The sequence below is a fragment of the Xenorhabdus japonica genome, assembly GCF_900115195.1.
GTDB classification, from domain to species: Bacteria; Pseudomonadota; Gammaproteobacteria; order Enterobacterales; family Enterobacteriaceae; genus Xenorhabdus; species Xenorhabdus japonica.
The window spans coordinates 23092-34641 of the sequence record NZ_FOVO01000005.1; the positions used below are offsets into that span (position 1 = coordinate 23092).

The 11550-nt window shown below is 43.8% G+C and carries 8 protein-coding genes; 4 read left to right on the top strand and 4 right to left on the bottom strand.

Annotated features, from left to right (window positions below; all coding sequences use genetic code 11):
- The first annotated feature begins 38 nt into the window (after positions 1-38).
- Positions 39-2399 (top strand): ATP-binding protein, encoded by a 2361-nt coding sequence (locus BM135_RS03345; RefSeq protein ID WP_092517813.1) that lies wholly within the window; start codon positions 39-41, stop codon positions 2397-2399.
- Here the strand turns inward: BM135_RS03345 and dgt are convergent.
- Complete coding sequence (dgt, locus tag BM135_RS03350; protein ID WP_092517815.1) at positions 2389-3915, bottom strand: dGTPase; 1527 nt, start codon at positions 3913-3915, stop codon at positions 2389-2391. The genes BM135_RS03345 and dgt overlap by 11 nt on opposite strands.
- A gap of 111 nt (positions 3916-4026) precedes the next feature.
- Here dgt and mtnN point away from each other — a divergent pair, with 111 nt between their 5' ends.
- Both mtnN and btuF read left to right on the top strand, forming a co-directional pair.
- Positions 4027-4725 carry a 5'-methylthioadenosine/S-adenosylhomocysteine nucleosidase gene (gene mtnN / locus BM135_RS03355; protein ID WP_092517817.1) on the top strand — a complete coding sequence of 233 codons (699 nt, stop codon included), beginning with the start codon at positions 4027-4029 and terminating at the stop codon, positions 4723-4725.
- A 34-nt stretch (positions 4726-4759) separates the two neighbouring features.
- Entirely contained in the window at positions 4760-5641 is an 882-nt protein-coding gene (btuF, locus tag BM135_RS03360) for a vitamin B12 ABC transporter substrate-binding protein BtuF (RefSeq protein WP_092517819.1), read from the top strand.
- Positions 5642-5824: 183 nt separating this feature from the next.
- On the opposite strand, the gene erpA is transcribed toward btuF, so the two are convergent.
- Positions 5825-6169: an iron-sulfur cluster insertion protein ErpA gene (erpA, locus tag BM135_RS03365; protein ID WP_092517826.1), complete on the bottom strand. Its 345-nt coding sequence runs from the start codon at positions 6167-6169 to the stop codon at positions 5825-5827.
- Positions 6170-6408: 239 nt separating this feature from the next.
- Between erpA and hemL the strand changes: the two genes are divergently transcribed.
- The gene (gene hemL, locus BM135_RS03370; RefSeq protein WP_092517827.1) at positions 6409-7692 is read left to right on the top strand and encodes a glutamate-1-semialdehyde 2,1-aminomutase; all 1284 of its coding nucleotides are present in this window, start codon (positions 6409-6411) and stop codon (positions 7690-7692) included.
- Positions 7693-7735: 43 nt separating this feature from the next.
- Here the strand turns inward: hemL and BM135_RS03375 are convergent, their stop codons facing one another.
- Complete coding sequence (locus BM135_RS03375) at positions 7736-8509, bottom strand: sulfite exporter TauE/SafE family protein (protein ID WP_092517828.1); 774 nt, start codon at positions 8507-8509, stop codon at positions 7736-7738.
- A 509-nt stretch (positions 8510-9018) separates the two neighbouring features.
- Entirely contained in the window at positions 9019-11493 is a 2475-nt protein-coding gene (gene mrcB, locus BM135_RS03380; protein ID WP_092517829.1) for a bifunctional glycosyl transferase/transpeptidase, read from the bottom strand.
- Positions 11494-11550: the final 57 nt, after the last annotated feature.

Below are 11550 nucleotides of genomic sequence, written 5' to 3' on the forward strand. Positions count from 1 at the left end.
TGAAAAATTGAGTTTTGATTTTCCCACAATGGACGCCTATGACCAAATATAGCCTACGCACCCGTATGATGAGCCTGATATTGGTTCCTGTTTTACTGGTCGGAACGCTTGTAAGTATATCATTTATCTCATACCGCTATTACGAGTTGAAGAAGCTGATAGTCCTCAGCGGGATCAGTATTATTGAACCGTTGTCCATCGCCAGCGAAATTGGCATTAATCTGGACAATCGCAAGCGAGTCAACTCACTGATAAATAACCTGCATCGCCATAATTCTGAAATTGTAAAGGTCATTGCCATTTTTGATGAGCGGCATAAATTATTTGAAATTTCTAATGACAAATATGATGTGAATCAGCTACGGCTCAGTCCAAATGCCCCTATTCCGACAAAACTGACGAAGGAAGAGGATAGTAACAGCATCATCCTGAAAATGCCGATTATCCCGGAAACCACCTCTTCCCATAAATGGTTCAATACGACCAACAATAGTGAACCTATCGGATATATTGCCATTGATTTGGATCTACAAGCTGCACAACTTCAGCAATACAAAACCATTACCACTTCTATCATGCTGTTAATCCTCAGTCTCGGGGGAACAGCTCTGTTTGCCCATATTCTGGTACGTAAAGTCACAGAGCCTCTGGAGTGCATGGTAAAAGCGGTTAACCGCATCCGGCAAGGACAATTGAACAGTCGAATAACCGGTGCCATGCCTGGGGAGTTGACTGCTCTGCAGAATGGTATCAATACGATGGCGGAATCGTTGTCTAAATATAAAAACGAGATGCAATTACATATTGATCAAGCGACTTCCGACCTGCAAATTACGATGGAGCAGTTAGAGATCCAAAATGTTGAGCTGACTATCGCTAAAAAACGTGCACAAGAGGCAGTCAGAATCAAAACGGAATTTCTGGCTAATATGTCCCATGAATTACGCACACCACTTAATGGAGTCATTGGCTTCACCCGCCAGATGTTAAAAACCTCCATTACGCCACAACAGATGGAATATCTATATGTCATTGATCGCTCAGCCAATAATCTACTAAAAATCATCAATGACATTCTGGATTTCTCACGGCTGGAATCCAATAAACTGGTATTGGATCAAGTGCCTTTTCTACTACGGGATACCGTCAATGAAGTTATTGAACTGCTGACTCCTGCTGCCAGTGTGAAAAACCTTCCTCTGCATCACCATATTAATGAAAAGTTACCCAACCTGATGATTGGCGATCCCATCCGCTTGCAGCAAATACTGACTAATCTCATTGGCAATGCCATTAAATTTACTGACAAAGGCAGCGTGACGCTGGATATCACATTACACCAGCAGCAACATCATCTTGTACAGATCGGTTTTACCGTGACCGATACCGGTATCGGTATCAAACCGGAATATCGTCCGATTCTATTCCAAGCCTTCAATCAAGCAGATGCGAGGATTACCCGTCATTACGGGGGAACCGGGTTGGGATTAAGCATCACTAAGCGGCTGGTCAATGAAATGAAAGGAGAAATTGACTTTACCAGTGAAATCGCTAAAGGCACGGTATTTTATTTTGATATCTGGCTGGAAAAAGAAGAATACTTATTCGGCTCATTTCCAGTAGATCTGCCAATTTCTTCGGCATCACCGCGTTTACCTATGACCGTGATGGCTGTGGACGATAACCCCGCTAACCTGAAATTGATCGGCACATTGCTGAATGAATTAGTTGAAAACACCTTACTGTGCAGCAGCGGAATCGAAGCGCTGAAAATGGCGCGAAAACATTCGCTGGATCTCATTTTGATGGATATCCAGATGGCAAATATGGATGGTATCCAAACATCTGAGCAGATCCATTACTTACCCCAACATAAAGAGACACCCGTTGTTGCTGTTACAGCTTTTCCCTGCCATGAGGCAAAAAATACACCGTTTATCGACTGTCTTTCCAAGCCCTTGGATGAAAACCGTTTAAAAACATTGCTGAACCAATATTGCCAGCAGAAAAAACCACAAGCCATTGATTGGGATATGGCTTTGGAACAAACCGCCGGGAAAGAGTCATTAGCACGGGAAATGCTGGGGATGCTGGTGCAATCGTTGCCCGACATGAAGAACATGATTGAACAAGCCTTAACCATTGACGGAGAGGCAACCCGCAAACACTTTCAGCTTCATGTCCATCAATTGCACGGTAGTTGCTGCTATAACGGTGTCCCTAAACTGAAAGCAATTTGCGAATTTGTTGAAAAACAACTTCGACAAGACATTGCTCTGGCCGATCTGGAGCCAGAATTGCTGGAATTTATAGACGAGATCAATCATGTAATGGCAGCGGCTCCTGACATACTCAGAGTCACCAGACTATCCAAGACAACCGAATCCGTTACTTTGTGACCATAAACTTACGATATTCTTCATAAGCGTAATGGTCTGTCATGCCGCTGATATAATCCTGAATAAGACGTGCCCGATAATAAAATTCGATCATATCTTTTTCGGCTTCATCAGTGGCAATAATTCCCTCCACTGCCTCACCATAAGCCAAACGATGCTTGGTCGAAAGTTTGTGTAGCAGGCGCGTTTCAATAAAGTATTTTTTGTGAAAATTATTCTGATTCAATTCCATGAAATCCTGTCGGGACAGTTCCAGCAAAGGGTTATACACATCCAACAATCCGGTAATAATCCGGTATCCCTGTAATTCCAATTCTTCCACTTCAGGATGATTAAAAACCCGTTTACGTGTGACACTTTTCAAGGTTTTCAATAAACGATGTTCATCTCCATTTCCTTCCAACAGGGCGTGATTAAATGTGCCTGCATAAATTTCTGGAAGATATTCAATAAACAGTTTAGCGGTATAAGGCACTAGTTTCCCGGTGATAAATACCCGCAAATACATGAAAAACTGTTCGTGGGCATTACGGCGAGCTTCGTTATTGGCTGTTTTCTTATAGGCTTGTGCCACTGTAGATTCGAACAAATCACCCTTTTTGTGCCCGCCATTTTCTTCCCACTCTTTTTTCAGGTATTCCACCAACTGAGCGACATTGAAAATACCCTTTTCAACAGCATCGTCCAAATCAGCAATGCAATATGAAATATCATCTGCGGCTTCCATAATGTATGTCAGCGGGAAACGACAAAAATCTCCCATTTGCAATTCTTTTCTCAATTCACGGATAAAACTCTCTTCTGACCAGTAATAGCCTTTTTTCTTCATCAGATAACTGAATTCAGCCGGAGCTTCTTCCAGACGATAGGCCGGACACGTATATTTCAATACACAGCCAATCTGGGCATAAGTGAGATTCAAGCGCAACAGATTATGTGCCAGACGGATAGCTTGGGCATTGCCCTCAAACTGGCATAAATCTTTACGCAATTGCCGCCGGAATAAATCTTTTTTTTCTTCCCCCGTCAGACATAACGCCGCGACTTTACAAGTATCCCGCGACCCTTCCGTTTTAGGTGAATAATCAGGAGTCAATCGGCGGGAGAACCAATCTCTAATTGCAGCCTCACCAAAATGCCCAAATGGGGGATTGCCGATATCGTGCATCAGGCAAGCCATTTCAATCAGACTTTCAAAAGCAAGTAAGCGATCACTCAGCCCATATTTTTCCAATAAGTTTTGCTTTGCCAGCTCCGCAATAATCGTTTTTGAAATATATCGTCCTATTTGCTGTACTTCGAGCGAATGCGTCAACCGACTGCGTACAGCGGCATTACGTTCCAGAGGAAATACCTGTGTTTTTTGCTGCAAACGCCGAATGGCGGCTGAATTGATGATCCGTCCCCGATCGCTTTCAAACTGGCGGTTTACTTGCTCTTCATCATCGGAATGAATGGAAGATTTACTGAACTTACGTTGGTAATTCAACTTCTGCTTAAAATCAATCTTAGACATTAATCCCCCATACCAAATGAAATGACTATTTAGAATTGGAATCTCTAGTAAATGGCTATTCAATGATACACTTCCCGATTAAATCAGCCTTTTAATAGCGAGTATGACACAATGAAAGTAGGTGTAATAGGTGCAATGGAACAAGAAGTGACCTTGCTGCGTGACCAGATCGAAGGTCTGCAAACATTGTCACGAGGTGGGTGTGAAATCTATACCGGCAAGCTGAATGGCGTGGATATCGCCTTGTTAAAATCCGGTATTGGCAAAGTCTCTGCCGCACTTGGAACCACCTTGTTGATTGAACATTGCCAGCCAGATATCGTGATTAACACGGGTTCAGCAGGTGGGCTTGACCCTAAGCTGAAAGTGGGAGATATCGTGGTTTCCGAAGAAGTTCGCTACCATGATGCCGATCTCACTGCCTTTGGCTATGAGCCGGGACAAATGGCACAATGCCCTCCTGCTTTTGTTGCCGACGATAAATTAATCACTCTGGCAGAAAAATGCATCCAATCCCTCAATCTGAATGCCGTTCGCGGTCTGGTTTGCAGCGGTGATGCCTTTATCAATGGTTCTGAACCATTGGCACGCATCCGGGCTACTTTCCCGAAAGTTGCTGCTGTTGAAATGGAAGCTGCGGCCATTGGTCATGTTTGCCATCAATATAAAGTCCCCTTTGTTGTCGTTCGTGCTATTTCTGACGTTGCTGATCAAGAATCCCATATCAGTTTTGATGAGTTTTTGGTTGTCGCGGCGCGTGAATCCACGCGGATGGTCAATACCATGCTGATCGAAATCAGTAAACAGTAAACAGTAAACCATGATTAAAAGTGGAGCATTGATAATGAAACCATTCTTGAAAAGAATCTCCCATCGATCCGTTTGGCTAACATTCTCATTCCTTTTGTATGTTTTCAATGCTCCACTTTATGCAGCAGCTTCCCGTGTTATTAGTCTTGCGTCATCAACGACAGAACTGGCATATGCTGCGGGGCTGGGCAATCAGCTAGTCGCAGTTAGCGCTTATTCCGATTATCCCGAAGCTGCTAAAAAGCTGGAGCAAATCGCTGACTGGCAAGGTATCAATGTAGAGCGAATCATTGCCCTGAAACCCGACCTAATTCTGGCATGGCGTGGCGGTAACCCTCAACGCCCTCTGGAACAACTCGCTGCTTTGGGCATTCCGATTTTTTATTCTGATATAAAAAAAGTAGAAGATGTTACCACAGAACTGGAACGGCTTGCTGCCTATAGCCCACATCCCGAAATAGCTAAAAAATCAGCCGCAGATATTAGAAATAAATTCAATAAATTAAAACAAGATTATGCCAATCCGAATCCTACGCCTGTCTTCTTGCAATTTAGTATGAATCCGATTTTTACTTCATCCAACCACACTATCCAAAGCGAAATTGTCTCCGTATGTGGTGGTAAAAATATTTTTGCTGACAGCCCCGTTCCGTGGCCGCAGGTTAATCGTGAGCAAGTACTTACCCGCAAACCAGAAATGATTGTAATAGGTGGAACAGAAGAACAAAAACAGCGAGTTGCGGATTTTTGGCAGTCACAAATGAACGTCAGTATTATCGCACTGAACGATGACTGGTTTAGCCGCGCGGGGCCGAGGATTATTCTGGCGGCAGAGCAACTTTGTCAACAGTTAAATTATCCTGAGAAAAAAGCAACTGCTCAGGCGAATAATCTCATTCGCTATCCTCATAATTAACGAGTACTAAATCTATTCATAGGGGAAACGTTAGGATGGCTGGGAACACTGGGAACGGCTTTCGTCATTGCAATAGATGCTACAAAATAGCCTCCCAAAAAGGAGGCCATTATTTCTATTTATTAAAACAACCAATATCTTATTAAAACAACCAACATTTTATTACAACAGCTAACGTTCCACTCAGACACTGAAAGAAGAGCCACAACCGCAAGTCGTTTTTGCATTCGGATTGGTAACGATAAAACGGGATCCTTCCAATCCTTCCGTGTAATCCACACAACCGCCTACCAGATATTGCAGACTCATTGGATCAACCACCAGCTCAACTCCTTGTTTCTGAATCGTCAAATCGCCTTCGTTCATTTGGTCATCAAAAGTGAAACCATACTGGAAGCCGCTACAACCACCGCCTGTAATATAGACCCGCAGGCGCAGGTTCGGGTTATCTTCATCAGCAACCAGTACTTTTACTTTGTTAGCTGCGGCATCAGTAAACTGCAAAGGCAGGGTAGCATCATCGCTCATATTTTTACTCCAGTCCGGTTTTCCGGTAAAAATTCCCGGAAAGTCGTTTTTATGCTTTCTGATCAGTTAGCCGCGATTATCTAATACCTGACTGATTCGTTCAAGTTTTGCCACACAAATGCAACAGCACATATTTCTCTCTCCATATTTCCCACCATATGATGATTTGGCTTCCCCATCGGGGTACTTTAGAATGGCATTCCCATATCTATACCTTTGTCTTTCAGGAGCTTTTATTAATGAGCCAGTCCGAAACGCTTTACTCTCAGGCAAAACACGTAATTCCCGGTGGTGTCAATTCACCTGTACGTGCTTTTAACGGTGTTGGTGGTACACCTGTCTTTATCCAACGTGCCGATGGTGCCTACCTTTATGATGTTGATGGCAATGCTTATATTGATTATGTTGGTTCATGGGGTCCGATGGTTCTCGGTCATAACCACCCTGCTATCCGCAATGCTGTTATTGAAGCCGCTGAGCGTGGATTAAGTTTTGGTGCACCAACTGCTGCTGAAGTGGAAATGGCAAAACTGGTTACCGAACTGGTGCCTTCCATGGATATGGTGCGCATGGTGAACTCAGGTACAGAAGCCACCATGAGCGCCATTCGTCTGGCTCGCGGTTATACCCAACGTGACAAAATCATTAAATTCGAAGGTTGCTACCACGGTCATGCCGATTGTTTGCTGGTAAAAGCTGGTTCTGGTGCCCTGACTATCGGCCAACCAAACTCTCTGGGTGTTCCTGCTGATTTTGCTAAACACACTCTGACTTGTGTTTACAATGACCTGAACTCCGTTCGTGAAGCCTTCGAAAAATATCCGGAAGAAATCGCCTGTATTATCGTCGAACCCGTCGCAGGTAACATGAACTGCATTCCACCACAGCCAGAATTCCTGCCGGGTCTGCGTAAATTATGTGATGAATTTGGTACCCTGCTGATTATTGACGAAGTGATGACTGGTTTTCGTGTCGCCCTGGGTGGCGCACAAGAGTACTACGATGTTAAGCCCGACCTAACGTCTCTTGGCAAAATCATCGGCGGTGGTATGCCTGTAGGCGCGTTCGGTGGGCGTCTGGAAATCATGGAAAAACTGGCACCAACAGGCCCTGTTTATCAGGCGGGAACCCTTTCTGGCAACCCAATCGCTATGGCTGCTGGTTTGGCTTGCCTAAAAGAAGTTGCCCAAGTGGGTATTCATCAACGCTTGAGCGAACTGACCGATAAACTAGCTACAGGTTTAAAAAATGCGGCATCAGAAGCCGGTATTCCTCTGGTTGTTAACCACGTCGGCGGTATGTTCGGTATTTTCTTTACCGATGCGGAAAATATCACCTGCTATCAGGATGTCATGAAGTGCGATGTAGAACGCTTCAAGCAATTCTTCCACTTAATGCTGGATGAAGGTATCTATCTAGCTCCTTCTGCGTTTGAAGCAGGATTTATGTCCATCGCTCACTCAGATGAAGATATCCAGCGCACAGTTGATGCGGCAGAACGTTGTTTCGCAAAACTGAAATAAAATATTTCTCAGATGCCGCAATTCTGTGGCATCTGAGAAATATTTATATCAAAGTGCGTATTGCCTGAATGGTCGACACCATTGCCAGAATACCTAGTAGAATCAGCACCAACCAACGAAAATGCTGTAGACTGATACAGGATCTTAAGCGCGTACCGATAAAGAGGGAAAGCAGGGATAAAGCCGTTAATATCACTACCGAGCATAGATAATCAGAGGAAAATAGTTCAAATGCTTCATGACGTAACACCAATAACTGACTGATCTTTCCAAGTAAAAAACACAAATTCGCTGCCCGCGCAATTTCATGGCGATCATTGCTCATTGCTAATAGGCACATAATCAGGATAGGTGACATAGCATTAGTTGCACCACCAATAATTCCAGCGGCTAAACCAAAAAATGACAAAATAATTGGATTTTCCGGTAAATGAAAATGGCTGCTACACGTATTATTAATAATGTAAAATACAATTACGCCACTCAATAATAATTGCAAGTAGGCAGGATTCATTAAGAATAAAAGTTTTGCACCAAAAAAACTGCCGACTAGAGAAAAAAATGCCAATAATCCATATTTATATAATATCTTACTAATCCTCCCGCCAAATATGACACTCAAGACATTAACCAATAACGTTGGCCATAAAGCTAATACGACCGCTTCTTTTAATGGCATAAATAGACTTAATGCAGTTGTACTGGCTATCGGGAAGCCGATCCCACTAATGCCATGCAATAATGCAGCGATAATAAAAAGCAAGGATAAAATAAGGATATTCAAAATATCATGTCCCCCTAATTCAATACTGTTCATTGGTTTTACTCCATTAAATAATTTCTTACTCTAAAAATTAAAACTTATTTTTATTCCAATAAAATTAATTGAATATCAATATTAAAATCACCTGAACAGCTAAAATAAAAACCCAAAAAAATAGAAATTTAAAATAAGAAGAGTATATAAATGAAATAACTGATGGACAACATGTTGAAGTTAAAACCATAGGAAAGGCTCTTTTCAGCACTTTAAAGTCTTACACAGTAAGATTACAAGACAATCTAACTAATGCGGAGAAATCCCAGCTTAAAGCGGTTGTGACTATTCACAAAGGACAGTTGGAGCCAACAAAAATCACTAAATTAGCCATTCCTGATGTAAAGGCTATATGTGCACATACAGGGCTTAAGCAAAAAGAATTTGCAAGCATGGGAACAACACCGAAGACCCCCCCGCAAGTAGCAGTTTAAAACTCTTGTGTATAAGCCCCCTACCCGTTTTTGGTAGGGAGCCGCATTCTATCAGTAGTAACTTATTACTGACTGTTACTGACCAAACATCTCGCGCAGCCAGCCGGGAGCTTCTTCTTGATTCTCTTTTATGGGCTGTTGTACAGATTGCTGACACAATCCCTGTGGATCATCAGTCCAAACCGGTAATACCCTAATACCGCCGCCCTCACAGTTGAAACTGCCGTCTTCATTGACTGACATATCCACAATACCTTCCGGTGGACGGTTATTCAGCATCAATGGTGTTTCATTTTCCAGATAACGACGGTAAATCGTCAGTGCGCCCGTCGCTCCGGTCAATTTGGTTGGGCCATTGTTATCACGCCCAGTCCAGACAACCGCTACTTCTTTGCCATCAATGCCGGTAAACCAGCTATCGCGAAGATCATTGGTCGTTCCGGTTTTACCCGCCAGAGTGTATTTACCATATTTACCACTCAGTGAGCGTCCTGTACCTCTCTCCATAACCTGCTGCATACCGTATAGTGTCAGATAGGCAGCCTGTGGCGGTACAACATGCTCTGCCTGCGGGTAGCTCTGGTAAACCACTGTACCATCTTCGGTAATAATAGAGCGCAACGCTGAGAGTTTTGCCCGATTACCGCCGCTGGCTATGGTCTGGAACTCCTGCGCCATTTCCATTGGGGTCAGGCTAATTGCCCCTAACAGCATAGAAGGAATCTTTTGGATCTCTTTAGCAGGAATCCCCAATGAAACTAAGGTATTGGAAATACGATCCAGCCCAATATCCATTCCCAAATTTACTGTCGGAACATTCATCGAACGCGCTAACGCGTCGATCAACATGACACGCCCACTAAAAGTACGACTAAAGTTTTTCGGCTCCCAAGGCTTGCCACCCGCCTGAGGGATAGAGATAAGTTCATCCGCCAGCCAAGTGTTCAGACGATATTTATCCGGCTGACTCAATGCCGTCAGATAAGTAGCTGGTTTAGCCAAGGAACCAATCAAACGACGGGCATTCAATGCTCGGTTAAATCCGGCATATTGTGGTTGGGAACCACCAACCATTGCACGAACTTCACCAGTGAAACGGTCAACAACGACCATCGCCCCTTCCAGATCACTAACCTTGCGTGTTTTTCTCAGAGCAGCAACGCCCTCTTCAACGGATTTTTCCGCAGCATCCTGTGCAACAGGATCGAGGGTAGTAAAGATCTTCACGCCTGACAGGTCATTGGTTTTATCGCCCAGCTTTTCCTGCAATTCCTGACGCACCAATTGCATAAAAGCAGGTTGCGGTGTAATCGATTCATTTTTCGGTTTTACACCCAATGGACGGGCACTTAGCAAATCATACAGTTCCTGATCGATGATTTTTCGGTCCTGGAGGATTTTCAAAACAATATTACGTCGCTCCAGCGCAGTCTTAGGATTGCGCCATGGATTATACCACGAGGCTCCCTTGACCATTCCCACCAGCAACGCTTGCTGATCCAAACTCAGCTCATCAACCGGACGCCCGAAATAGTACAAACTCGCCAGCGGGAAGCCATGGATCTGCTCATCACCACTTTGCCCCAGAAAAACTTCGTTCAAGTACAATTCCAGAATACGATCTTTGCTATAGCGTGCATCCATCAGCACCGCCATATATGCTTCATTCGCTTTACGACTCAAAGTACGTTCATTGGAGAGAAACAGGTTTTTCACCAATTGCTGTGTCAGAGTACTTCCTCCCTGAACCGTATGTCCTGCCGTCAGGTTAGCTAAAACAGCACGGGCAATGGAAAGCGGCCTGACGCCATCATGTTCATAAAAATAGCGATCTTCTGTTTCCAGTAAAGTCTTCACCAGTAAATCAGGAAAGCCCGAATACGGCACAAACAGACGCTGTTCACCGTTCGGCGACTGCATCATGGTGATCAATTTTGGATCAAGGCGGAAAAAACCAAATTGACGATGGTTTTCCATATTTTCAATACTGGAAAGATGATTATTATCAAAAGTCAGCCGTGCCTGAATTTGCTCTTCTTTACCGTCAGGGAAATCAAATGGGCGGCGTAGCATCTCAATACTATTACCCCTGACCACAAATTCACCTGCCCGGGTGATTTTGGTTACCTTCCGATACTGCATACCTTCCAGCAAACGAATCATTTCGACCTTACTGTAATTCATGCCCGGTTCAAGGCTGACCACCCGACCATACACCGCAGCCGGTAAATCCCAGACTTTGCCGTCGATACGATGGCGAATTTTGTTATCCAAGTAGAAGCCATAAATAACAATGAGTACTGCCAGTACAATAAAAATTTTCAACAGCAGCCACAAAAACCTGTGCCCACCGCTTTTAGATTGGCGAACCTTAGACCCGCGGGAGTTCTTCCCCTTGTTAGTCATGACTTCATCCTCATCGTCGTCAAAATCATCATTTTCATAATCATCATAATTATCCCGCCGATTGCGTTTTTTAGATGTTCGCCCACGACGAAGTCCTGATTTTTTACCCTTGCGTCCGATTGGCTGACGATCATCATCAGACATACCGAATTCTCCAAATGTTCATTAAATACAGGCTCATAACTTCACAAGTGCATAATT

Coding starts and splice junctions, on each gene's coding strand:
- BM135_RS03345 (WP_092517813.1), top strand. CDS start 39: ATGACCAAATATAGCCTACGCACCCGTATGATGAGCCTGATATTGGTT.
- dgt (WP_092517815.1), bottom strand. CDS start 3,915: ATGTCTAAGATTGATTTTAAGCAGAAGTTGAATTACCAACGTAAGTTC.
- mtnN (WP_092517817.1), top strand. CDS start 4,027: ATGAAAGTAGGTGTAATAGGTGCAATGGAACAAGAAGTGACCTTGCTG.
- btuF (WP_092517819.1), top strand. CDS start 4,760: ATGAAACCATTCTTGAAAAGAATCTCCCATCGATCCGTTTGGCTAACA.
- erpA (WP_092517826.1), bottom strand. CDS start 6,169: ATGAGCGATGATGCTACCCTGCCTTTGCAGTTTACTGATGCCGCAGCT.
- hemL (WP_092517827.1), top strand. CDS start 6,409: ATGAGCCAGTCCGAAACGCTTTACTCTCAGGCAAAACACGTAATTCCC.
- BM135_RS03375 (WP_092517828.1), bottom strand. CDS start 8,509: ATGAACAGTATTGAATTAGGGGGACATGATATTTTGAATATCCTTATT.
- mrcB (WP_092517829.1), bottom strand. CDS start 11,493: ATGTCTGATGATGATCGTCAGCCAATCGGACGCAAGGGTAAAAAATCA.